This is a genomic window from Cobetia marina (genome assembly GCF_001720485.1).
Classification (GTDB): Bacteria; Pseudomonadota; Gammaproteobacteria; order Pseudomonadales; family Halomonadaceae; genus Cobetia; species Cobetia marina.
On record NZ_CP017114.1, the window covers coordinates 3,447,082 to 3,471,874 of the forward strand.

Annotated in this window: 15 protein-coding genes and 3 rRNA genes; 4 read left to right on the forward strand and 14 right to left on the reverse strand. The window is 61.7% G+C overall.

The genetic code is table 11. The annotated features are described in order from the left end of the window. The first annotated feature begins 82 nt into the window (after window positions 1-82). Both BFX80_RS14575 and BFX80_RS14580 read left to right on the forward strand, forming a co-directional pair. Window positions 83-1,486 carry an MATE family efflux transporter gene (locus BFX80_RS14575; protein ID WP_240499759.1) on the forward strand — a complete coding sequence of 468 codons (1,404 nt, stop codon included), beginning with the start codon at window positions 83-85 and terminating at the stop codon, window positions 1,484-1,486. A 322-nt stretch (window positions 1,487-1,808) separates the two neighbouring features. Beyond that, complete coding sequence (locus BFX80_RS14580; protein WP_077371340.1) at window positions 1,809-2,543, forward strand: hypothetical protein; 735 nt, start codon at window positions 1,809-1,811, stop codon at window positions 2,541-2,543. Between the two features lie 11 nt (window positions 2,544-2,554). Here the strand turns inward: BFX80_RS14580 and tusA are convergent, their stop codons facing one another. Continuing rightward, a complete protein-coding gene (gene tusA / locus BFX80_RS14585; protein WP_077371338.1) occupies window positions 2,555-2,800 on the reverse strand; it encodes a sulfurtransferase TusA in 246 nt (81 codons plus the stop codon). Window positions 2,801-2,859: 59 nt separating this feature from the next. Between tusA and BFX80_RS14590 the strand changes: the two genes are divergently transcribed. Continuing rightward, the gene (locus tag BFX80_RS14590; RefSeq protein WP_077371336.1) at window positions 2,860-3,144 is read left to right on the forward strand and encodes an antibiotic biosynthesis monooxygenase family protein; all 285 of its coding nucleotides are present in this window, start codon (window positions 2,860-2,862) and stop codon (window positions 3,142-3,144) included. 139 nt (window positions 3,145-3,283) lie between these two features. On the opposite strand, the gene rlmM is transcribed toward BFX80_RS14590, so the two are convergent. From rlmM to BFX80_RS14655, 13 genes are all read right to left on the reverse strand, one after another. Beyond that, entirely contained in the window at window positions 3,284-4,357 is a 1,074-nt protein-coding gene (rlmM, locus tag BFX80_RS14595; protein ID WP_103751373.1) for a 23S rRNA (cytidine(2498)-2'-O)-methyltransferase RlmM, read from the reverse strand. Window positions 4,358-4,552: 195 nt separating this feature from the next. Then, window positions 4,553-4,668 (reverse strand): 5S ribosomal RNA (gene rrf / locus BFX80_RS14600). A gap of 138 nt (window positions 4,669-4,806) precedes the next feature. Beyond that, window positions 4,807-7,695 (reverse strand): 23S ribosomal RNA (locus BFX80_RS14605). Window positions 7,696-7,936: 241 nt separating this feature from the next. Beyond that, window positions 7,937-9,477, reverse strand: a 16S ribosomal RNA gene (locus BFX80_RS14610). Together the 16S, 23S and 5S rRNA genes form the textbook arrangement of a ribosomal RNA operon. Window positions 9,478-9,972: 495 nt before the next feature. After that, window positions 9,973-11,868 carry a M48 family metallopeptidase gene (locus tag BFX80_RS14615; protein WP_084209276.1) on the reverse strand — a complete coding sequence of 632 codons (1,896 nt, stop codon included), beginning with the start codon at window positions 11,866-11,868 and terminating at the stop codon, window positions 9,973-9,975. A gap of 70 nt (window positions 11,869-11,938) precedes the next feature. Next, complete coding sequence (locus BFX80_RS14620) at window positions 11,939-12,532, reverse strand: LemA family protein (RefSeq protein ID WP_084209277.1); 594 nt, start codon at window positions 12,530-12,532, stop codon at window positions 11,939-11,941. Window positions 12,533-12,721: 189 nt separating this feature from the next. Beyond that, window positions 12,722-14,326 (reverse strand): bifunctional 2-methylcitrate dehydratase/aconitate hydratase, encoded by a 1,605-nt coding sequence (locus BFX80_RS14625; RefSeq protein WP_084209278.1) that lies wholly within the window; start codon window positions 14,324-14,326, stop codon window positions 12,722-12,724. Window positions 14,327-14,529: 203 nt separating this feature from the next. Further along, window positions 14,530-15,798 carry a 2-methylaconitate cis-trans isomerase PrpF gene (gene prpF, locus BFX80_RS14630; protein WP_084209279.1) on the reverse strand — a complete coding sequence of 423 codons (1,269 nt, stop codon included), beginning with the start codon at window positions 15,796-15,798 and terminating at the stop codon, window positions 14,530-14,532. Further along, on the reverse strand, window positions 15,795-18,497 hold the full coding sequence (gene acnD / locus BFX80_RS14635; RefSeq protein WP_084209806.1) for a Fe/S-dependent 2-methylisocitrate dehydratase AcnD: 2,703 nt from the start codon (window positions 18,495-18,497) through the stop codon (window positions 15,795-15,797). Before acnD ends, prpF begins: the two co-directional genes overlap by 4 nt. Window positions 18,498-18,564: 67 nt before the next feature. Continuing rightward, entirely contained in the window at window positions 18,565-19,722 is a 1,158-nt protein-coding gene (prpC, locus tag BFX80_RS14640) for a bifunctional 2-methylcitrate synthase/citrate synthase (RefSeq protein WP_084209280.1), read from the reverse strand. Window positions 19,723-19,904: 182 nt separating this feature from the next. Then, window positions 19,905-20,816: a methylisocitrate lyase gene (prpB, locus tag BFX80_RS14645; protein ID WP_077379313.1), complete on the reverse strand. Its 912-nt coding sequence runs from the start codon at window positions 20,814-20,816 to the stop codon at window positions 19,905-19,907. A 73-nt stretch (window positions 20,817-20,889) separates the two neighbouring features. Next, entirely contained in the window at window positions 20,890-21,669 is a 780-nt protein-coding gene (locus BFX80_RS14650; protein ID WP_084209281.1) for a GntR family transcriptional regulator, read from the reverse strand. Window positions 21,670-22,039: 370 nt separating this feature from the next. Further along, entirely contained in the window at window positions 22,040-22,912 is an 873-nt protein-coding gene (locus BFX80_RS14655; RefSeq protein ID WP_084209282.1) for an alpha/beta fold hydrolase, read from the reverse strand. 241 nt (window positions 22,913-23,153) lie between these two features. On the opposite strand from BFX80_RS14655, the gene pabB reads away from it, so the two are divergent. Beyond that, a complete protein-coding gene (pabB, locus tag BFX80_RS14660) occupies window positions 23,154-24,605 on the forward strand; it encodes an aminodeoxychorismate synthase component I (RefSeq protein ID WP_084209283.1) in 1,452 nt (483 codons plus the stop codon). Window positions 24,606-24,793: the final 188 nt, after the last annotated feature.

Below are 24,793 nucleotides of genomic sequence, written 5' to 3' on the forward strand. Positions count from 1 at the left end.
ACCCTCCCATTCATCCGCCTCCACGCCTGCAGCCTCTTCTCAGGCGCCATTCGCCAGCCGGGTACGCGCCGAGACCTCACGTCTGGTCACGCTGGCACTGCCAATCTGCGGTGCTCAGCTGGCTCAGGCAGGCATGAGCGCCGTGGATGTCCTGATGACCGGTCGCTCCAGCGCGACGGACCTGGCAGCCGTCTCGGTGGGGTCCAGCCTCTGGGTGCCTCTGCTGCTATTGATGGCTGGCACCTTGATGGGGCTGACACCCGTCGTGGCACAGCTGATGGGGGGTAACCGCAGCGGTGAGGTACGTGACAACGTTCACCAGTCACTGTGGATCTCATTGGTGCTCGGCAGTCTGTCAGGATTGGCACTGTGGTTCCTGGCGGCGCCAATCTTCACGCTGATGGAGGTGCCCGGCGCGGTGGCAGAACAGGCCACGCTTTATCTGATGGCCATTGCCTGGGGCATGCCGGGCGCCGCCTTCTATCAAGTGCTACGCGCGTATTCCGATGGCATGAATCATACTCGTCCGGCGCTGATCATCAGCTTGATCGGCCTGTTGTCGAACATTCCGCTCAACTACCTGCTGATCTATGGCTCTGCAGGCGTGGATGACTTGCTGGGGATCACGTTGCCGGGACTGCTGGGCGATATCCCGGCCATGGGCGCTGCAGGCTGCGGTATCGCGACAGGGCTTGCCATGTGGATCATGTGTCTGAGCATGTTTCTCTACACCCGTCGCAGCAGCGCCTACCAGGCAGTCGCTCTCTGGTGCCAACCCAGCGCGCCTCAGCTCAAGAAGATCTCGGAACTGCTCAAGGTCGGTCTGCCGATCGGCATCGCCATCTTCTTCGAGGTCACGCTGTTCACCGTCATCGCGCTGTTCGTGGCAAGCTTCGGTGAGATCAAGGTGGCAGCCCACCAGGTCGCGCTCAACTTCACCTCATTGCTGTTCATGCTCCCCCTGTCACTGGCCATGGCACTCACCGTACGAGTGGGGCATACCATCGGCCGTGGTGACATGAACGAGGCGCGCTTCGTGGCGTGGAATGGCGTGGCCTTCTCACTGGTGGTCGCTCTGATCAATGACCTGGTGATCTGGGTACTGGCGGAGCCTGCCGTGGCGCTCTACACCAGCAACCTCAAGGTGCAGGCGCTGGCGCTTTCCCTGATCACGCTGGCGATGCTCTATCAGGTCTCCGACTCCTTGCAGGTTGCCATGGCGGGGGCTCTGCGCGGCTTCAAGGACACTCGCATCATCATGTTGATCACCATGTTCGCCTACTGGATCATCGGTCTTGGTGGCGGACATCTGCTGGGGGTGGGCAGTGAGCAGTTCCCCGTCTGGCCCTGGGCTGTCGAGAGCATGGGTGTCTATGGCTACTGGATTGGCATGGTGGCCGGCCTGACCGTGGCGGCTCTGCTGCTTGGCTGGCGTCTGTGGGTCATCGCGCGCCGCGCCATTCAGGAGGGCAGCCTGCCCGGCTGAGCGAAGCCCCCTGCCAACGCTGGCCGCGAGCTCGTGATACCGACGGCGGCCTGTGTTCCATCCCTTTTCCCACCCGCTCAAGCACTCGCCTCAGACGCCCTGCCACCGGCCTTTTGCCCGGTCGCGGGGCGTTTGCGTTTAATCCTTCATCTGCGCATGGACGGTCATTTCGTCCAAGGAGGGGTTACCGTCATGGCTCAGGCTGTGCTAATGGTTATTCAAGGCAGTGCATTCATATGCAGTGCGCCATCTTGCAAGCGGCGGCTGTTTGCACACCCGCACACGCCGAGGACGATCGACAAGCTGCTGAGGAGGGTTCGTCATGGGCGTACCAGTTTCTTCCCCCCGCTCCGCCAAGGTCATCGACCTGAATGTCATGCGTGACAGGATGCGTGCACGACGTCGTATTCTCCGGCTTGCGCCGGAACACGATGGGTTGGAAATGCTCTATCAGCTCGAAAGCGACCCGGAGAGCTACTACAGCCTTCCCGTGTTGGCCTGGGGTCTGCGCGAGGATGGTGAAGTGGTCGGCCTGGTGCCATGGATGGAGGGGCTGATGCCCTGCCATGAGCTGGAAGATCCGCAGCAGGGCCACTTCGTCGGCTACCGAGACCCGGAAACCGACGAGGTCTTCATGCTGGCTCCGGACCACAAGGTCTATGAGCTCGAGCATGCCGCGGCCTATTACGACTATGAGGTGTCGGAGAAGACCACCTTGCTGCAGCAGCTACCGGATACGCTCGGGACTCATGCCCTGTGCATGACCAATGGCGAGTCCGCGTGGCAGCTCAAGCAGGTGTTCGGCTGGCGTCTATACAGCGATGGCAACATCGAGGCACTGCTGGTCGATGAGACACGCGTCACCCAGACACCGGTGCTGGCTGGAGATGACTGCCTCTACCCCGGTCGCAGTCGTCATGACGTGGTCTATTTCTTCCAGCGCGCCGTCGCCAACCAGATTCGTGAGCAGGACCCGGCCACCCTGGAAGCTCTCGCGCTGATGATGACCGGCGAAAGTGATCAGGTCAGTGTGGAAGTGCACGACCGCGAAGCCTGAGACGACTGACGTCAACTGATGCGAATGTCATAAAGGAAGTGATCCGGCGTTTCGTCACTGCGCTCCAGTGTGTGCCCAAGAAATGCACAGAACTTGGGCACATCACGTGTCGTCGCCGGATCGGTCGCCACGACACGCAGCAGGTCTCCGCTCGCGAGCTCACGCACCTTGTTGTGCAGCATCATGATGGGTTCGGGGCAATACAGACCGCTGGTATCCAGCTCTGCATCGGCAACGGGCAAGGGGGTATCGGTCATCAATGACTCCTGAGGTCCTGCCACTGACAAGGCAGAATGTATGAAGACGGGAGACGGGCATGATCAAGGTAATGATCGAGCGGCATATCATGCCGGGACTCGAACAGGATTACGAGCAGGCCTCACGCGAGGTCGTGCGTGAAGCCATGCATGCACAGGGCTTCATATCGGGCGAGAATCTGGTGGAAAGCGGACGTCCCGGCCACCGAATATTGATCACTTCATGGCGAGACGCAAGAGCCTGGCAGGAGTGGTCGAGCAGTCACGCGCGCGAACGCATGATGGCGCGTCTGGGGCCGATGCTTTCTCAACCGGAACGCATCGTGTTGCTTGAACACACCTGACCTGCGAGAGATTCAAGCCTCGCGAGCGCAGCACCCCTCAGCGAGGCTCTGTCCATCGACCTGACAGCACCGCACAGACAAGCCCCCACGGACCGCTCGGTCCGTGGGGGCTTGTGGTTGCACCAGACAACCCGGTGGCTCAGTGCGTGATACGCACATGCACGGTGACTTCTTCGCGGTCATGGTACAAGTGACGACACCGGATCTCGGCACCGACATTGGAACGCTCAAGGCTGGCCGCCAGATAATCGAGACAGCGGGAGACTTCCTTCCAGCGTTGCTTCATCGGCAGCTTGAGATTGAAGACCGCCTCATTGCACCAGCGCTTCTTCAGCCAGCGCTCGACCATTTCCGTCACGCGGATGGGCTTGTCGACGATGTCACAGACCAGCCAGTCCAGTCGCAGCGGTGGCTCCCAGGTAAAACCATCTTCCTTGAGATGCTCTACCTGTCCTGTCGCCATCAGATCCTTGTTCATGGGGCCATTGTCGATGGCAAACACGAACATGCCCTTCTCGACCAGCTGGAAGGTCCAGCCACCCGGCGCTGCCCCAAGATCCGCTGCCTGCATGCCAACCGCGATGCGACGCTCCCACTGGTCGCGCGGCACGAACTCATGCCAGGCCTCTTCCAGCTTGAGTGTGGAGCGACTGGGGGCACGGCTCGGCGAACGCAGATGACGGATGCCGTTGGCATATTCGCTGCGGTTGCCAGGAAAGCTCATGCCCAGCTGCACTTCGTCACCATCCGTCCAGAAGACGTGCAGCGCCCGCCCACCGGCCTTGCGACGCAGTGCACCACGCTTCTTGAGCGCAGACTCCAACGGGCGGCCGACGGCCTTGCCAAGGCCCGACAGCGCCTTGCCATCATTGGTGTCCGGCATCTCGTGGCGGATCTCCTCGAAGCTCCAGCCAGCGTCGACCACCTGCTGCAGAATCGGCGAGACGCGATTTTCCCGCGACATGCCGACCAATGGCTCCAATGCCACCAGTGTCTGGCGAGCGAAGACCAACGCCTGAAGCGGCATGTCACGATGCAGGCTATTGGCGGGCTCATCACCTGTCACCACATAACGCACGAAGCCACTGTCGCGTGCCGCAATCGGATAACCCGGGGCGCCCAGATAAGCGGCCTTTTCACAGACTTCTGCGGCCAGGTCGGCCTCGAAGCCCGGGCGGCAATACAGCAACAGTTCTTGAGGTTGCATCATCATCTCCATAACGGAAGGCTGGGGAGTCTACCGCCTCGCTCCTGTCCACGACAAGCATGGCGACAATGACTGACTCAGCGAGGAAGCCGCTACTCAGGCCCACCGGGCCTGCCAGCTGACGGGTACCGGCTTTCCGGTTTTTGACCCGCAAAGAGAACCGCCCCTGCAGCTGGGCTGCAGGGGCGGTTCAGTATAAGTGCCTGACGATGACCTACTCTCACATGGAGAAACTCCACACTACCATCGGCGCTAAGCGGTTTCACTTCCGAGTTCGGCATGGGATCGGGTGGTTCACGCTCGCTATGGTCGTCAGGCGAAACGGTGGCATCTTGCGATGCCTGAGTCCCGAGGCTTGTGGCCTCGCGACTCGCAATATGAATCATGCTGACCGATATGTCGTCGATCCTGTCGCAATCCCGGCGGTTTGCCGAAGCAAACCCCTTGGGTGTTATATGGTCAAGCCTCACGGGCAATTAGTACTGGTTAGCTCAACACATTGCTGTGCTTCCACACCCAGCCTATCAACCTTGTAGTCTTCAAGGGCCCTTCAGGAGGCGCAAGGCCTCAGGGAAGTCTCATCTTGAAGGGGGCTTCCCGCTTAGATGCTTTCAGCGGTTATCCCGTCCGAACGTAGCTACCGGGCAATGCCATTGGCATGACAACCCGAACACCAGAGGTTCGTCCACTCCGGTCCTCTCGTACTAGGAGCAGCTCTTCTCAAACTTCCGACGCCCACGGCAGATAGGGACCGAACTGTCTCACGACGTTCTAAACCCAGCTCGCGTACCACTTTAAATGGCGAACAGCCATACCCTTGGGACCGACTTCAGCCCCAGGATGTGATGAGCCGACATCGAGGTGCCAAACACCGCCGTCGATGTGAACTCTTGGGCGGTATCAGCCTGTTATCCCCGGAGTACCTTTTATCCGTTGAGCGATGGCCCTTCCATACAGAACCACCGGATCACTAGAACCTACTTTCGTACCTGCTCGACGTGTCTGTCTCGCAGTCAAGCACCCTTATGCTCTTGCACTCAATGCACGATTTCCAACCGTGCTGAGGGTACCTTCGTGCTCCTCCGTTACTCTTTAGGAGGAGACCGCCCCAGTCAAACTACCCACCATACACTGTCCTCGATCCGGATAACGGACCTGAGTTAGAACGCCAATGATGTCAGGCTGGTATTTCAAGGTTGGCTCCACCGCATCTGGCGACGTGGTTTCAAAGCCTCCCAGCTATCCTACACAGACAACATCAGCATCCAGTGTAAAGCTATAGTAAAGGTTCACGGGGTCTTTCCGTCTAGCCGCGGGTACACAGCATCTTCACTGCGATTTCAATTTCACTGAGTCTCGGGTGGAGACAGCGTGGCCATCATTACGCCATTCGTGCAGGTCGGAACTTACCCGACAAGGAATTTCGCTACCTTAGGACCGTTATAGTTACGGCCGCCGTTTACCGGGGCTTCGATCAAGAGCTTCGGACGAATCCTAACCCCATCAATTAACCTTCCGGCACCGGGCAGGCGTCACACCCTATACGTCCGCTTGCGCGTTTGCAGAGTGCTGTGTTTTTAATAAACAGTTGCAGCCACCTGGTATCTTCGACCGGTAAGAGCTTACGGAGCAAGTCCTTCACTCGAACCGGTGCACCTTCTCCCGAAGTTACGGTGCCATTTTGCCTAGTTCCTTCACCCGAGTTCTCTCAAGCGCCTTGGTATTCTCTACCTGACCACCTGTGTCGGTTTGGGGTACGGTCGCATGTGATCTGAAGCTTAGAGGCTTTTCCTGGAAGCGTGGCATCGATGACTTCCTGACCGTGGTCAGTTCGTCTCGCATCTCGACCTCAGAGGAACCGGATTTGCCTGATTCCTCGGCCTACATGCTTTCACCAGGACAACCAACGCCTGGCTCACCTAGCCTTCTTCGTCCCCCCATCGCAACCACATCCGGTACGGGAATATTAACCCGTTTCCCATCGACTACGCGTTTCCGCCTCGCCTTAGGGGCCGACTCACTCTGCTCCGATTAACGTAGAACAGAAAACCTTGGTCTTCCGGCGGGGGAGTTTTTCACTCCCCTTATCGTTACTCATGTCAGCATTCGCACTCGTGATACCTCCAGCAGACTTCTCAATCTACCTTCATTGGCTTACACGACGCTCCTCTACCGCTCATCCATAAGGATGAACCCGTAGCTTCGGTACCTGATTTAGCCCCGTTATATCTTCCGCGCAGGCCGACTCGACTAGTGAGCTATTACGCTTTCTTTAAAGGATGGCTGCTTCTAAGCCAACCTCCTAGCTGTCTGAGCCTTCCCACATCGTTTCCCACTTAATCAGGATTTTGGGACCTTAGCTGACGGTCTGGGTTGTTTCCCTTTTCACAACGGACGTTAGCACCCGCTGTGTGTCTCCCACGCTGCACTCACTGGTATTCGGAGTTTGCCTCGGGTTGGTAAGTCGGGATGACCCCCTAGCCGAAACAGTGCTCTACCCCCAGCGGTGATACGTGAGGCGCTACCTAAATAGCTTTCGAGGAGAACCAGCTATCTCCGGGCTTGATTAGCCTTTCACTCCGATCCACAGCTCATCCCAGCATTTTTCAACATACTTGGGTTCGGGCCTCCAATTGATGTTACTCAATCTTCACCCTGGCCATGGATAGATCGCCCGGTTTCGGGTCTATACCCTGCGACTGGTCGCCCAGTTAAGACTCGCTTTCGCTACGCCTCCCCTATACGGTTAAGCTCGCCACAGAATATAAGTCGCTGACCCATTATACAAAAGGTACGCGGTCACACCACGAAGGTGCTCCCACTGCTTGTACGCATACGGTTTCAGGATCTATTTCACTCCCCTCGCCGGGGTTCTTTTCGCCTTTCCCTCACGGTACTGGTTCACTATCGGTCAGCCAGGAGTATTTAGCCTTGGAGGATGGTCCCCCCATGTTCAGTCAAGGTTTCTCGTGCCCCGACCTACTCGATTTCACGATACTCAGACTTCGACTACGGGACTATCACCCTGTATCGTCAAGCTTCCCAGCTTGTTCGTCTGTCAGTTGTATCGCTTAAGGGCTGGTCCCCGTTCGCTCGCCGCTACTTGGGGAATCTCGGTTGATTTCTTTTCCTCCGGGTACTTAGATGTTTCAGTTCCCCGGGTTTGCCTCTATAGGTTATGTATTGGCCTATAGATACTCACCTGATGGTGAGTGGGTTTCCCCATTCGGAAATCGTTGGGTCGCAGGGTATTTGCCACCTCGCCAACGCTTATCGCAGGCTATCACGTCCTTCATCGCCTCTGGCTGCCAAGGCATCCACCGTATGCGCTTAATCGCTTGACCATATAACCCCAAGGGGTCTGTCAAGGATTACGAATCTGTCGGACCTCTCCGACATATCGTTTGATGGAGATGTGCTTGGCGCACATTCCATCGTCAGCATGATTCACATTGTTAAAGAGCGGCTGTTCAGAGAACAGTGAGAAGCGCGCTCTGTCGAGCACGCTTGCCACTGCTGGCTAAGCCAGCAATAAGATCAGGTAATTCGTTGTGAGCACTTGCCGCGAGCAGTAGACAGTGTCGATAAGGAGGTGATCCAGCCCCAGGTTCCCCTAGGGCTACCTTGTTACGACTTCACCCCAGTCATGAACCACACCGTGGTGATCGCCCTCCCGAAGGTTAGGCTAACCACTTCTGGTGCAGTCCACTCCCATGGTGTGACGGGCGGTGTGTACAAGGCCCGGGAACGTATTCACCGTGGCATTCTGATCCACGATTACTAGCGATTCCGACTTCATGGAGTCGAGTTGCAGACTCCAATCCGGACTGAGGCAAGCTTTATGGGATTGGCTCCACGTCGCCGTATTGCAACCCTTTGTACTTGCCATTGTAGCACGTGTGTAGCCCTACCCGTAAGGGCCATGATGACTTGACGTCGTCCCCACCTTCCTCCGGTTTGTCACCGGCAGTCTCCTTAGAGTTCCCGACATTACTCGCTGGCAAATAAGGATAGGGGTTGCGCTCGTTACGGGACTTAACCCAACATTTCACAACACGAGCTGACGACAGCCATGCAGCACCTGTCTCAGAGTTCCCGAAGGCACCAATCCATCTCTGGAAAGTCCTCTGGATGTCAAGGGTAGGTAAGGTTCTTCGCGTTGCATCGAATTAAACCACATGCTCCACCGCTTGTGCGGGCCCCCGTCAATTCATTTGAGTTTTAACCTTGCGGCCGTACTCCCCAGGCGGTCAACTTATTGCGTTAGCTGCGCCACTAAGTCCTCAAGGGACCCAACGGCTAGTTGACATCGTTTACGGCGTGGACTACCAGGGTATCTAATCCTGTTTGCTACCCACGCTTTCGCACCTCAGTGTCAGTGTCAGTCCAGAAGGCCGCCTTCGCCACTGGTATTCCTCCCGATCTCTACGCATTTCACCGCTACACCGGGAATTCTACCTTCCTCTCCTGCACTCTAGCCAAGCAGTTCCAGATGCCGTTCCCAGGTTGAGCCCGGGGCTTTCACACCTGGCTGACTTAGCCACCTACGCGCGCTTTACGCCCAGTAATTCCGATTAACGCTTGCACCCTCCGTATTACCGCGGCTGCTGGCACGGAGTTAGCCGGTGCTTCTTCTGCGAGTGATGTCTTTCCTCGGGAGTATTAATCCCGAAGCGTTCTTCCTCGCTGAAAGTGCTTTACAACCCGAAGGCCTTCTTCACACACGCGGCATGGCTGGATCAGGCTTTCGCCCATTGTCCAATATTCCCCACTGCTGCCTCCCGTAGGAGTCTGGGCCGTGTCTCAGTCCCAGTGTGGCTGATCATCCTCTCAGACCAGCTACGGATCGTCGCCTTGGTGAGCCGTTACCTCACCAACAAGCTAATCCGACATGGGCTCATCCGATAGCGCAAGGTCCGAAGATCCCCTGCTTTCTCCCGTAGGACGTATGCGGTATTAGCCTGAGTTTCCCCAGGTTGTCCCCCACTATCGGGCAGATTCCCATGCATTACTCACCCGTCCGCCGCTCGACGCCTTCTAGCAAGCTAGAATCGTTTCCGCTCGACTTGCATGTGTTAAGCCTGCCGCCAGCGTTCAATCTGAGCCATGATCAAACTCTTCAGTTGAAAGCTTGATAGTCTGTTAAGCAGACCAAACTTGGTTCAGAGTCAAACTTCTCGTGAGAGGCTTGCTCCGATATTTGGTGACCTTGTCACCACTCATCGGCAAGCGCTCACACGAATTACCTGATCAAATTTTTAAAGAGCGTCGCTGTTAAGCGAGGAGGCATATTCTATCCGGAACGCTTGAGAAGTCAAGCACTTGATGATGAGTCAATCGACTGCCTCTAAGCATCATCAAGCGGTGAGGAGCGTTGCTCGATCACCTGTTCCGTAAGGAGTGCGGCGTATTCTAGCGAATCGCCCGGGATTGTCAACTGATGATTTGGAAGCGGACTTCAAAAACATCAAACAAAACAACCACCTGCAAACCTCTTTCACCGCTGGTAACGCCATGCGTCCCCGGCAGCGGATGCGTACTTTACGCACGATCCGGGCTGAGCACAAGGGCTTTTTCAAGAGATTGTCATCACGCTGTCACGGACGTGGCCACTCAAGGCGTCATCCTTCCGCCGGCCGGGATACCGGCTGCGCCCGCCATCCGCCACGAGACTGCGACTGCATCTCGAGAGCGGCTTCCAGGCGTGCTTCCGGCAGCTGCATGACGCGCGCCAAGAGTGTCAGCAAGGCCACCTCTTCATCGGCCAGTGTCTGATCGGCATGCACTACCTGAGCAAGCGCCGCGAACCAGCGTTGCTTGTCCATGGGGCGCAGGTGCGCCAGCTGCGTGAGATGACGGCAGCGCAGCGCAGGGTTATCCCCACCCGGCTGCGACTGCGGATACTCCAGCGCCAGACCAAGTTCCGCACTGGCGTCCAGGAAGATGTCCTTGCGCAGTGCTTCATCGTCGATGAGTCCAACCATCAGCACGAGCCAGTGCTGACAGGCCGGCTGGCATTGCTGCAGGGCCAGCGAGTCGCTCAGGCGATCGATCCGCGGGTCCAGTGATTCCAGCAGCAGTTGCCATAGACACCAGACGAACATGTCCTGCGGAGGTGTCTGCGCCTTGAGCATGCGATGCGCGCGCTCATCCGCTTCCCGCCAGCGCGGTATCAACCGGTTGAGCAAGGGGATCCACTCGACCCTCGGCAAGGACTCGAGCCTGCGCCGCGCCTCACGCACGCGCTTGCCATCCAGCCAGTCATGCTGACGCTCAAGCTCGGTGAGCCAGACACCGCGTGTGGTCAGCTCCGAGGGCGCGATCATCGCCACCACCAGCTGCGGGCAGAGAAACCTCGACAGCGTCAGGCTCTCGAGTTCTCCTCGTGAGCGCGAGAGCTCCCCCATGACCGCCGCGCCGGCGATACCCGCCATGACCCCGCCAAGCACGTCTGCCCCGATGGGGCCCTGCTGCTCGAAGGTATGCACCGGCTGCTGGCGCGCACTCAGATACTGCCGGTCCCAGCGAGGTTCCAAGCGCTTGATGCGTTCATCCAGCGGAGGATGCGAGTCGAACCAGCCTGTCAGCCATGGCGGGCGCGCTTCGACGAAGAAGAGATGGTTGTAGGTCATGGCGCGCGGATGCTGGATACGCCCCTGCCAACCCATGCCACCGATACGCTTGAGGGCCGAGGCGATGCCATCCGGGAAGCGGGTCAGGCGCACCGCACTGGCATCGGCGAGATATTCGCGTGAGCGCGCGACCCCGCGCTGCAATAGTCGCCCTCCCAGCCCGCCGAGACTGCCGAGCAACCACAGCGCCACACCCACCAGCATCAGCTGTGGCATGCCGCCTTTCCTGTCGGAACCGGAGGAGCGCGCTCTGCCCAACACGAAGCCGATGCGCCCTGCCCCCATCAGGAAGCGCCCCGCCTCGGAGAGAAACACCAGGCCGTGGACTGCACTCGCCAGACGCAGGTTGAGGCGGATATCGCCATTGGCGATATGGGCGAACTCGTGAGCGACCACGCCCTGCAGCTCGTTGCGATCCAGCTGCTCCAACGCCCCGCGACTCAGCGCGATCACCGCATCCTGTGGCCGATAGCCCGCCGCGAAAGCATTGATCATCGCCTCATGCGGCAGCAGGAACAGCTGCGGCGTGGGCAGGTTGGCGGCAATCGCCATCTCTTCCACCACATTCAGTGCCCGTCGCTCGCTCGAGTCCTGCGTCTCGACATCCACCAGCTTGCCACCCAGGCGTGCCGCCACCATCGCACCGCCCTGCTGCAGACGCCGCAGCTCACGCGCCGCGACCAGTGCATTGCACAGGAAGATGATGCTCGCCACCGGCCAGACATATTCAAACGTCGTGGTGGCCGGGCGCCCCAGGAAACTGCTGATCGCGACATGCACCACGGCGCCGGCGGCAAGAGACACCACCAGCGACATGGCCGTGAAGGCCATCAGCAATAGCCGCGTTCGACGACGCGCACTGTCCTGCTCGTGATAGAAATTCATTCGCGCTCGCCATCTATCCTGTCAGGATCACAGCTCAAGACCGCTGCGAGAGAAGCATCCGTCGGTCGGCTCATGAGAAGCTGACATCGGGGGCCTGACGAATCTTCACGCTGTCATCGAAGGCCAACAGGCCTGCATCACTGCGATGACCGAAGGTCGGTGCGAACATCACCTGCGGGAAGCTCTGGCGATAGACGTTGTAATCGGTGACGGCATCGTTGTAGGCCTGACGCGCGAAGGCGACGCGGTTCTCGGTGGCGGTCAGCTCTTCCATCAGGTCGCTCATGGTCTGGTCGGCCTTGAGCTCCGGATAGGCCTCGACTACCACATCCAGCTTGCCCAGACTCGCCGCCAGCCCCTGCTCGGCGCCGGCCAGACTGGCCAGCTTGTCCATGCTGCCGGGGTGCGCCGCTGCGGCATTCAAGGCGGTCATCGCCTTGTTGCGGGCATTGATCACTTCTTCCAGAGTGCCACGCTCATGGCTCAGATAGCCCTTGGCCGTCTCGACCAGATTGGGAATCAGGTCGTAGCGCCGCTTGAGCTGTACCTCTATCTGCGCGAAGGCATTCTCGAAGCGCGCCTTGAGGCTGACCAGCTTGTTGTAGATCGAGATCACGTAGATGACGATCAGCGCGATTCCGCCCAGCAGCAGAAATGTTTTCATGAATGCGTCCCCTTGTAATGAAGCCTTTGCAATGAAGACTCGGCAGGCGTTGCCCCGCTCTTCGGCGAGTCTTTGCAAGCGCCCCAGTCGATCGCCCTGTGCAATCCGCTTCCAGTTTACCCATACCGGATGACGGCACCAGTCAATTGGATGACTGATTGCCAACGGGACATCATGCGGCTGGCAGCCTCACGGCACCCAATGCGCCATGAACTCGTGCACGGGCAGTGCTTCGAGTCGTTCGCGATCGGCCAGCAACGCCATCAGGGTGTCGCAACGCGAGGGCGGGAAGCAGGTGGCCAGATTGGCCCGACACTTGTCCTTGAGCGGAACGAGCGACGCTTCACGCCGCCGGCGATGTCCCAGCGGGTATTCCACCGTCACCTGCTCGGTGGCACTGCCATCGCAAAAGACCACCCGCAGGGCATTGGCGATCGAGCGCTTGTCGGCTTCCAGATACTCGCGGGTGAAGCGCGCCTCTTCCTTGACGATCATCCTGTCACGCAGCCGGTCGATCTCCGGGTGAGCGGCATGGAAGCCATCTTCATAGTGATCCGCGTTCAACTCCCCGAAGATCAGCGGCACCGCGACCATGTATTGCAGGCAGTGATCGCGGTCCGCCGCATTGGCGAGCGCGCCCTGCTTGGAGATGATGCGGATCGCCGATTCGTGGGTGGTGATCTCGATGCGCTCGATCTCCTCGAGCCGGCCGCGCACCTCGGGATGGAGCTGGATGGCGGCCTCTGCGGCGGTCTGGGCATGGAATTCGGCCGGAAAGGAGACCTTGAAGAGCACGTTCTCCATCACATGGCTGCCCAGAGGATGCGCCAGCGTCAGACGTCGCTCGCCTTCAGGCTTGAGGGCGAGATCGCGGTTGCCATGACTGAAGGAGACATCATTGAAGCCCCACTGCGGCGCACTGAGGGCGCCGGGGACGCCCATCTCGCCACGCAGGGCGATGTCCGCCAGCCGCACGCCGCGTGAGGTGGCGTCCCCCGCCGCCCAGCTCTTGCGCGAGCCCGCGTTGGGCGCATGCCGATAGGTGCGCAGGCTCTGGCCATCGACGAAGGCGTGCGACAGCGCCGACAGCAACTGCTCGCGATTCGCCCCCATCAAGCGCGCCGTCACGGCGGTGGTCGCCACCTTGACCAGCATGACATGGTCGAGACCAACGCGGTTGAAGCTGTTGTCCAGCGCCAGCACACCCTGGATCTCGTGCGCCATCACCATGCTCTCCAGCACATCGCGCATCACCAGGGGCGGCTTGCCCTGAGCGACACGCTGGCGCGAGAGATGGTCCGCCACCGCCAGAATGCCGCCGAGATTGTCCGAGGGATGCCCCCACTCCGCCGCCAGCCAGGTGTCGTTGTAATCCAGCCAGCGGATGGTGCAGCCGATGTCCCATGCCGCCTTGACGGGATCGAGACTGAAGGCGGTGCCGGGCACGCGCGCGCCATGCGGCACCAGCGTCTCGGCCACCAGCGGCCCGAGATGCTTGGTGCATTCCGGGAAGCGCAGCGCCAGGATGCCGCAGCCGAGAGTATCCATCAGACACAGACGAGCGGTGTCCATCGCCTCTGCCGAGGGACCTGAGCGCTCGTGCTTGCCGGCCAGACCGTCCACATTCGAATCCACATCCGCATCCGTATTCGAGACAGGGGGATCGTTGCAATACCCCAGCACATAGTCGGCGATCTGCTGAAGCTCCGGGTCATAGTCCGGGCGCTGATTGGCGCTGGCCTGATTGGCGCTGAGGCAGCTTGCGCCCGCCTGTTCAGAGGATGGCGTGTTCATACATGACCTCCTGTCGTGGATCGTCTTTGCCCGCATGCGACTCCCGTCACACCTGTACTCCCCCCACTGCCTGCACACATACCACAGAGACGCGAAAGCCGGCCCTCTGCACATGCATGCCAGGCCGGCTTTCATCGAGATGCCGCAGGAGGGATATCAAGAGGGATATATTGACAGTAGACCATCGCCTGCCAATGCCGGCGCTAGCGCATCAAGGTCTCCGCCGGCACCCGCACCCAGCCTTCCATCAGGATACGCGCGCTGCGACTCATCACCGCTTCACTGACGGTCCACTCGCCCTCGCCTTGCTGGCCATCACTGACCTGGCCTGCCTCTGTCTGCCGATGGGCACTCGCGCCGACCCTGAGCGTGCCGGAGGGGTGTCCGAAGCACACCGAGTCACGCGCCGCGCCAGCCTGCCCGGCCCCAGACTCAGCCTCGGCTCCGCCATCGGCGGCAAGATTGACCAGCGTGCCGGGTACCGCAGCCGCCGCGGCAATGGCGACAGCCGCGGTGCCCATCATGGCGTGGTGCAGCTTGCCCATCGACACGGCGCGAATCAGCACATCGATCTCGCCTGCCTTGATCTCCCGGCCGCTGGAGACGACGTGATCCACCGGCGGCGCCACAAAGGCGACCTTGGGGGTGTGTTGCCGCGTGGCCGCCTCAGCGAGATCATTGATCAGTCCCATGCGCAGTGCGCCGTGGGCGCGCAATGTCTCGAGGCGCGCAAGCGCCTCGCCGTCCGAGTTGATCGCCTCCTGCAGCTCGGTGCCCTGATAGCCGAGGTCGCGTGCATTGACGAAGATGGTCGGGATGCCGGCGTTGATCAGGGTCGCCTGGATCTGCCCGCCAGCGACCACCGATTCCGGCACCTCCAGCGCATCGACCACATTGCCGGTGGGGAACATGCTGCCCTCACCCGCGGCGGGATCGCGGAAGGCGACCGCCACTTCGGCGGCCGGGAAGGTCACGCCATCCAGGGCGAAGTCGCCGGTTTCCTGGACGCGCCCTTCGCACATCGGCACCCGCGCGATGATGGTCTTGGCGATGTTGGCCTGCCAGATGCGCACCTCGGCGATGCCGTCACGCGGCAGGCGCTCGGCCGGCACCAGGCCCTTCTCGATGGCGAAGGGCCCGACCGCCGCCGAGAGGTTGCCGCAGTTGCCGCTCCAGTCGACGAAGGGCGAGTCGATGGAGACCTGGCCGAACAGGTAGTCGACGTCATGATCCGGCTGTTCGCTGCGACTGATGATCACCGTCTTGCTGGTGCTGGAGGTCGCGCTCCCCATGCCGTCGATCTGCTTGGCGTAGGGGTCGGGGCTGCCGATCACGCGCAGCAACAGGGCGTCACGCATCGGGCCCGGCACCTGCGCCGCTTCCGGCAGTTCATCGTGCAGGAAGAACACGCCCTTGCTGGTGCCGCCACGCAGATAGGTGGCGGGAATCCTGAGCTGTGCCTGCTGGCTCATGCCGATACCTCCGCCGCCGTCTCGCCCGGTGCCTGTGAGCTGAGGAAGTCTTCAGCGAAGCGCTGCAGCACACCGCCCGCGGAGTAGATGGAGACCTCCTCACGGGTATCGAGGCGACAGGTGACCGGCACGCGTTCGACCTGGCCTGCCTTGTCGCCGGCGGTGCGCTCGATCACCAGCGTGAGCGCTGCCCCCGGGGCCGGTTCGCCCTCGACGGCGTAGATCTCGCTGCCATCCAGCGCCAGCGTCTTGCGTGTGGTACCGGCGGCGAACTGCAACGGCATCACGCCCATGCCGACCAGATTGGTGCGGTGGATACGCTCGAAGCCTTCCGCGACGATGGCCTCGACCCCCGCCAGCCGCACGCCCTTGGCCGCCCAGTCACGCGACGAGCCCTGGCCGTAATCCGCACCCGCGATGATGATCAAGGGCTGCTTGCGCTGCATGTAGGTCTCGATGGCCTCCCACATGCGCACTACCTTGCCTTCCGGCTCCAGACGCGTGAGCGAGCCCTGCTTGACCTCGCGCTTGCCGTCTGCCCCTTCCACCACCGCCATCTCATTGATCAGCTTGGGATTGGCGAAGGTGGCCCGCTGTGCAGTGAGGTGGTCCCCACGGTGGGTGGCGTAGGAATTGAAGTCCTCCTCCGGCAGGCCCATCGCGGCCAGATACTCGCCCGCCGCACTGCTGGCCATGATGGCATTGGAGGGCGACAGGTGATCGGTGGTGATGTTGTCCCCCAGCACCGCCAGTGCCCGCATGCCGGTGAGCGTCGGCGCGCTGGCCAGGCCGCCTTCCCAGTACGGCGGACGACGGATGTAGGTGCTCATCTCGCGCCAGTCATACAGGGGACTGGTGGAGGCATCGCGGTCGTCTCTGGCCTCGAACATCGGGATATAAACCTGACGGAAGTGGTCCGGCTTGACGCTGGAGCCGACGATGGCGTCGATCTCTTCGTCGCTCGGCCACAGGTCCTTGAGCATGATCGGCGAGCCGTCCGGCGCATGCCCCAGCACGTCCTTCTCGATATCGAAGCGGATGGTGCCGGCGATGGCGTAGGCGACCACCAGCGGCGGCGAGGCCAGGAAAGCCTGCTTGGCGTAGGGATGGATACGGCCATCGAAGTTGCGATTGCCGGACAGCACGGCGGTGGAATAGAGATCGCGCTCGATGATTTCCTGCTGGATCGCCGGGTCCAGCGCACCGCTCATGCCGTTGCAGGTGGTGCAGGCGAAGCCGACGATGCCGAAGCCGAGCTGCTCGAGTTCCGGCAGCAGTTCCGCTTCTTCCAGATACAGCTGCACCGCCTTGGAGCCCGGCGCCAGCGAGGTCTTGACCCACGGCTTGCGCGTCAGTCCCAGCGCATTGGCGCGCCGAGCCAGCAACCCTGCGGCGATGACGTTGCGCGGGTTGGAAGTATTGGTGCAGCTGGTGATGGCGGCGATGATCACCGCGCCATCCGGCATCAGATCACGCCCGTCCTCGTCCTGTTCATGCTCGACCACGCCGGAGATGCCGCGCGCGGCCAGCTCGCTGGTCGGCACGCGACTGTGCGGATTGGAGGGCCCCGCCAGGGTGCGCACCACCGAGGACAGATCGAAGGTCAGCTCGCGCTCATATTCCACCGCGCCCTCGATATGGCCGGCCTCATCTGCCCACAGGCCAGTCTCGCGTGCGTAACGCTCGACCAGCGCGATGTTCTCCGGCTCGCGGCCGGTCAGGGCCAGGTAATCCAGCGTCTGCTGGTCGATGTAGAACATCGCCGCCGTGGCGCCGTACTCCGGCGTCATGTTGGAGATGGTGGCGCGATCACCCAGCGTCAGGCTGGCCGCGCCTTCGCCGAAGAATTCCAGATAGGAGGAGACGACCTTCTCGGCGCGCAGGAATTCGGTCAACGCCAGCACGATATCGGTGGCGGTGATGCCCGGCTGCGGGCGCCCGGTGAGGCGCACGCCGATGATGTCGGGCAGGCGCATGTAGGAGGCACGCCCCAGCATCACGCTCTCGGCCTCCAGCCCACCGACGCCGACGGCGATCACGCCCAGCGCATCGACATGTGGCGTGTGGCTGTCGGTGCCCACCAGGGTATCCGGGAAGGCGACCTGATGGCCCTTTTCATCGGCGCGCGACTCGATCACCGGCGACATCCGCTCCAGATTGATCTGGTGCATGATGCCGTTGCCCGGCGGGATCACGTCGATGTTCTCGAAGGCCTGACGGGTCCAGTCGATGAAGTGGAAGCGGTCCTCGTTGCGACGCTCCTCGATGGCGCGGTTCTTGGCGAAGGCGTCCTTGTCGAAGCCGGCGTGCTCCACCGCCAGCGAGTGGTCGACGATCAACTGGGTCGGCACCACCGGATTGACCTTGGCCGGGTCTCCGCCGCGCTCGGCGATGGCATCGCGCAGACCGGCCAGATCCACCAGCGCGGTCTGACCGAGGATGTCATGACACACGACGCGCGCGGGGTACCACGGGAAATCGAGATCACGCCGACGCTCGATCAATTGCACGAGGCTGTCACGCAGCTGATCCGGCGGGCAGCGGCGCACCAGGTTCTCGGCCAGTACGCGTGAGGTATAGGGCAGACCGGCGTAGGCGCCGGGGGCGATGTCTTCCACGGCGGCACGCGCATCGAAGTAGTCGACCGGGGTACCCGGTGACGCCGTGCCAGGCAGGGGTTTGCGATACTCGGTATTCATGGGCATCCGGACTCATCAGGCGATCAGGAAAACGATCGGCCAGCACGCTGACTGGCCGAGGAAAGGGTCAGTCGCGCTGCTCGATGGGCAGCCAGTCGCAATGCTCCGGGCCGGTGTAATCGGCGCTCGGGCGGATGATGCGATTGTTGGCGCGTTGCTCGAAGACATGCGCCGCCCAGCCGGTCAGGCGTGAACAGACGAAGATCGGCGTGAACAGCTTGGTGGGAATGCCCATGAAGTGATAGGCGCTGGCGTGGAAGAAGTCGGCGTTGCAGAACAGCTTCTTCTCGCGCCACATCACGGCTTCGACGCACTCGGAGACGGCGTAGAGCTGCGTATCGCCCACATCGTCCGCCAGCTTGCGAGACCACTCCTTGATGATGGCATTGCGCGGGTCACGCTCACGGTAGATGGCGTGGCCGAAGCCCATGATCTTCTCGCGGCGTTCCAGCATGCCGAGAATCTCGCGCTCGGCTTCCTCCGGTGAGCGCCAGTGCTCGATCATCGCCATCGCCGCCTCGTTGGCACCGCCATGCAGCGGTCCGCGCAGCGAGCCGATGGCTGCCGTCACGCAGGAGTGCAGGTCAGACAGCGTCGAGGCGCAGACACGTGCGGTGAAGGTCGAGGCATTGAATTCGTGCTCGGCATAGAGGATCAGCGAGGTATTCATCACCGCAGCATGCAACTCGCTGGGGGCTTCGCCATGCAATAGGTGCAGGAAGTGCGCGCCGATGGAGTCATCATCGGTCTCGGTGTCGATGCGCACGCCATCATGACTGAAGCGATACCAGTAATTGATGATCGACGGGAACACGGCCAGCATGCGGTCGGCCTGATCGGACTGCTCCTCGAAGCTCTCTTCGGTCTCCAGATTGCCGAGCATCGAACACCCGGTACGCATCACATCCATCGGGTGAGCGCTGGCCGGAATCTGCTCAAGCACCGCCTTCAAGGCGTCCGGCAGACCCCGCAACCCCTTGAGGCGCGCAATGTAGGCATCCAGCTCCGCCTGATTGGGCAACTTGCCCTTGAGAAGCAGATAGGCAACTTCCTCGAAGGCTGCGTGACTGGCGAGGTCTTCCAGGTCGTAACCGCGATAGCGCAGACCGGAACCGGACTTGCCGACGGTGCACAGCGCCGTCTCACCGGCACTCTGGCCGCGTAGACCACTGGGGGCGCTGGTGCTCGAAGTAGCGGTGGTCGGGTTGGCGATGGTATCTGACATGGCGTGATCTCCTTGGCAGTGACGTCATTGAGTTGTTCTTTTTCTTGTAGGGCATAAAGCGTCAAGCCCCTCGCCGGCCAGGCGTCTGCCAGCGAGGGAGAAACGATCGGGCCGAGAGTGCCGGCCCGTGAAGCCGATGACCTCCAGAGGCGAGACATGGCGTCCGTCTCGAGCGTCTGGCATCAATCCTTGCGGCTTTCGGCCTCGAACAGGGTGTCCAGCTTCTGCTCGAAGGTGTGGTAATCGAGGAAGTCGTAGAGCTCCATGCGGGTCTGCATGTCGTCGACGACATCCTTCTGATCACCCTTGTCGTGGATGTTCTGGTAGACCTTGAGGGCGGCGGCGTTCATGGCGCGGAAGGCAGACAGCGGATAGAGCACCATCCGGCAGCCGACATCGCCCAGCTCGCGCTGGTTGAACAGCGGCGTGGCGCCGAATTCGGTGATGTTGGCCAGGATCGGCGCGTCGACGCCCTCACAGAAGGCACGGTAGTCCTCGAGGGTATGCACCGCCTCGGCGAAGATGGCGTCGGCACCGGCTTCGACACAGGCGTTGGCACGTGCGACGGCGGCTTCGAGCCCTTCCTTCTGGAAGGCATCGGTGCGCGCGATCAGATAGAAGCTGTCATCACGACGCGCATCGGCAGCGGCCTTGATGCGATCGACCATCTCCTGGCTGGAGACGATGGCCTTGTTGGGACGGTGTCCACAACGCTTCTGGGCGACCTGGTCCTCCAGGTGCACGGCAGCCACGCCGGCGCGCTCCATCTCCTGAATGGTGCGCGCGATGTTGAAGGCGCCACCCCAGCCGGTATCGATGTCCACCAGCAGCGGAAGCTCGCTGGCGGCGGTGATGCGACGCGCATCTTCCAGCACGTCATTCATGCTGGTCATGCCCAGATCCGGCAGACCGTAGGAGGCATTGGCCACGCCACCACCGGACAGGTAGATCGCCTGATGCCCGACGCGCTCGGCCATGATGGCGGTGTAGGCATTGATGGTGCCGACGATGGGCAGCGGACGATTGGCCTCCAGCGCCGCGCGGAAGCGGGCACCGGGGCTTGGCAGGGCGGTGGAACTCAGATGGCGTGACATGACATCTCCCGGGCTGGGCCCATGACGGGGTTGGAATTGTTCGGTCGGTTCAAGTCGTGAGCGGTGCGTCAGCTCACTCTTCGCCCTGCTCCTGCTTGAGCGTGGCGGCATAGCGGCGGGCGACGTTCTCCCGCGAGGCGCTGACATGGCGGCGCATCAGCAACTCCGCCAGTTCCTCATCGCCGGACTCGATGGCATCGACGATGCGATGATGCTCGACGAAGGCCTTCTGCGGGCGTGATCCACTGGCGCTGAACTGGGTGCGGTACATTCGTACCAGGTAATAGAGGTCATCACAGAGAATCGTCATCAGCATGTGGTTGTGGCTGCCGAGCACGATCTGATAGTGGAAATCGAGGTCGCCTTCCTTCTGGAAGTAGGCGGTACCGGTCTTGAGGTCCGACTGCTGTTCGTGGGTCTTGAGCACGCTGCGCAGCCGCGCGACCTCTTCCTGTGTCATGTGGCGTGCGGCCAGACGGGCGGCCATGCTTTCCAGTGCCTCACGCACATCGAACAGCTCCAGCAGCTCGGTCATCGAGAGCTTGACCACCCGCGCGCCGACGTGGGGCACGCGCTCGATCAGACGATGGACCTCGAGGCGGCGCATGGCCTCGCGCAGCGGTCCGCGCGAGATCCCGTAGGCCTGAGCCAGGCCGGGCTCGGTGATCTTGCTGCCCGGTGCCAGCTCGCCACGCACGATGGCGTCCTGCAATTGATGGAAGACACGCTCGGCCAGGGTGCGCACCTCAGGGGTCGCTGCCGTCGCGGAAGCGGTGTGACCTGCCTGCTCGGCAGTCGCGCCGCGCGCAAGGCTTCGAGCGGTGGTGGCATTGTGAAAGGCATCGGTGGTCATGGCGGTCAGGCAATCCGGCTGGCAAGGGACAGAGGCAAGGCAATGGCGGCGAGGGACTTTCAGCACCATTGTCGACAATCATTCACTGAATGCCAGACTAGCCAGCGCGCCTGTGTGGGTCAAGATGCAATCCGCCAAATCCTCTACACCTTTGGCGTTAGACACGGCTACCCTGCTGGAAAAACTGCTGTCAGAACAAGGTTGAACTGCCCTGAACCTCGTCATGCAAGCCAACCCGCCAGCACCGTCTGGCGGCACGGCAAGGCACGATGAACGGCACGAAAAACGCCCCGCCAGCGCAAGCTGACGGGGCGTTCGACTCTCGGGGACTCGCCCTTTCATCGGCAGGCTTGTCGACAATCCTTCAGATTTAGCCGAAGCTGAGCTCCGCGCCGATACGGCGGGGTTTCTGGAAGGGCAGCGAATGATCGGTGCCGGGGATTTCCAGCGATTGCCAGCCCGGATGACGTTCGGCCAGCAGCGCATGATAGTCACGCAGGGTCGTGGGGCTCTTGCCACCGACCATGCTGCGTACCTCGCCGCCTGCCGCCAGCACGTCAGCCAGCAGGGCCTCGCGGTCAATCTCGCGCACGGCATGCGTGACACAGTCCAGGGCATTGGCGAAGCCCAGATGGCGATGCGCCAGACGCGCCACCATCATGCGCTCGGCACGCGGGTTGCGCGTGCGATGCGGGGAAATGAGGTCGAGGAACGCGGTGATCCCCGCCTCGGGGCTTGCCGCCTCGCGCATCGCATGCGCCGCCTCGGCGTAGCCATCGCGTACCTGGATCATGGTGGCGTGGCATTCGCGCTCCAGCAGTGCCGGTTCCAGCAGGCTGATGTCGCCGACCTTCACCTCCGGGCGCTCGGCGCGCAGACGCTGGACAAGACGCATGGCGACCAGCCCGCCAAAGCTGTAGCCGATCAGGTCGAAATGCGTGATGCGCTGCGTCTCGATCAAGGCCATCACATCCTCGACCACCTGCTCGAGGGTGAAGGGAGGTTCACCGCCATCGGGTGACACCGTCTGCCCCATGCCGCGCAGGTCAGGAATGATCAGCTCGTCATGGGCCGTGAGATGCCCGACCAGCGGCGCCCAGGTCAGCGTGCCGGCCACACCCGCGCCGTGCAGCATCAGCAAGCGACGCCCACCATTTGATTCACGACGCGTCAGACGCTGCCAGAAGAGGGTCTGGTCAGGACGTGACAGCAGATGTTGGCCATGTTCGAACTCGGGATGCATGCAGGGCTCCGGTAGGGTGCCAGGGCTGGGCAAGCGACTGGGCAAGAGGACTGGGCGAACGTCAGCACACGCGTCGGGGCAGTCGTCGATGACGGCGCAGGGCGTTCAGAGGCAGGCACCTTAATCAGCGCACGGGAGAACGGCAAGCCAACAAGGACAGCCCCTCATCGGAATCCGCACGCATGGGCGGACAAAACGCGTCTGGATGCCTAGAATGCCCTGTCCGCCAACGGAAGCTGTCATGACCATCTCGCTCGAAATCACTGCCCTGCCCTACGCCCTCGCCGCCGAGGACGAGGCATCCACACTGTCGCGCTTCGCACGCCTGCGTACGCGCCCCGACGCCGTGCTGCTCGACAGCGGCCAGCCTTCACTGGCCGGCGGTCGCTTCGACATCATCAGCAGCGACCCGCTGGCCGTGCTGGAGCAAGGCGCGCATGGCGGCAAGCTCACCGGCCCACTGCCGGAGTCGATGCGTGACCTGAGCCAGTTCAGTGAAGCACTGGAGCGCCTCGCGCGGCTGCCGGTGATCGAGGCCCAGCGCCAGCTGTTGACACTGCTGCCGCAGACGCTGGCGGGCGAAGAGCTCGCCCAGTATGACCTGACAGCCGAGGACCTGCCGTTCATCGCCGGCCTGCTGGGCTACTGGAGCTATGACTTCGGGCGCGCACTCGAGACGTTGCCCGCCACGGCCGAGGACGACATCGCCCTGCCCTGGTCGCGGCTCGGTCTCTACGACTGGGCATTGATCAGTGATCATCAGCGTCAGCAGAGCTGGCTGATCGCCTCATCACAGCGTCGCAAGCAGGTGCTGGAATGGCTGGAGCAACCGGCGCCGAGCAGCGCCGACTTCGCCCTCGACACCCCCTTCGCGCCGCTGCTGGATCGCGCGGGCTACGGCGAACGCTTCCGCCAGGTGATGGAGTATCTGCACGCTGGTGACTGCTACCAGATCAACCTGACCCAGCGCTTTTCCGCCGATTGCAGTGGCGACAGCTGGGATGCCTACCTGCGTCTGCGTCAGGCCACGCCGACGCCCTATGCGGGCTATCTGAGCTGGCAGGACGCCAAGGGCGAGGAGATGGCGATCGTCTCCGTCTCGCCGGAGCGCTTCGTCGAGGTCAATCACCGCGCGGTCGAGACCAAGCCGATCAAGGGCACCCGCGCACGTGGCGCGACACCGGAAGAGGACGCCCGACTGGCCGCCGAGCTGCTGGCCAGTCCCAAGGACCGCGCCGAGAACGTGATGATCGTCGACCTGCTGCGCAATGATCTGGGGCGTGTCTCCGCGCCCGGCAGCGTCAAGGTGCCATCGCTGTGCGCGTTGGAGAGCTACGCCAACGTGCACCATTCCGTCAGCACCATCACCAGCACCCTGGAGGAAGGGCGCGATGCGCTGGATCTGCTCGGCGCCGCCTTCCCCGGTGGCTCCATCACCGGCGCGCCCAAGATCCGCGCCATGCAGATCATCGAGGAGCTGGAGCCGGTTCGCCGCAGCGCCTATTGCGGCAGCCTCGGCTACCTGGACATCCGCGGGCACATGGATACCTCGATCGCGATCCGCACGGCGGTGATCGCCGAGGGCCAGGTACACCTGTGGGGCGGCGGCGGCCTGGTCGCCGATTCCGAGGAAGAGGCCGAATACCGCGAAAGCCTGGCCAAGATCCAGCGCCTGATGGAAGCGCTCGGCTGACAGGCGGCGTTATAAGCCGTCATGAGCGCCATAACTCGATGGCATATAACGATCGAACGAATTCGTATTGGGGAAGCAGTGCCCGCCTTTGATAGGGTAGGCGCATTCCTGCACGTCTCCTTGAGCGCTACTCGCCTCTGCTGATGGCCTTTCCTGGCCATTGATCAGCCCTGCGCCCCGCTCCATCG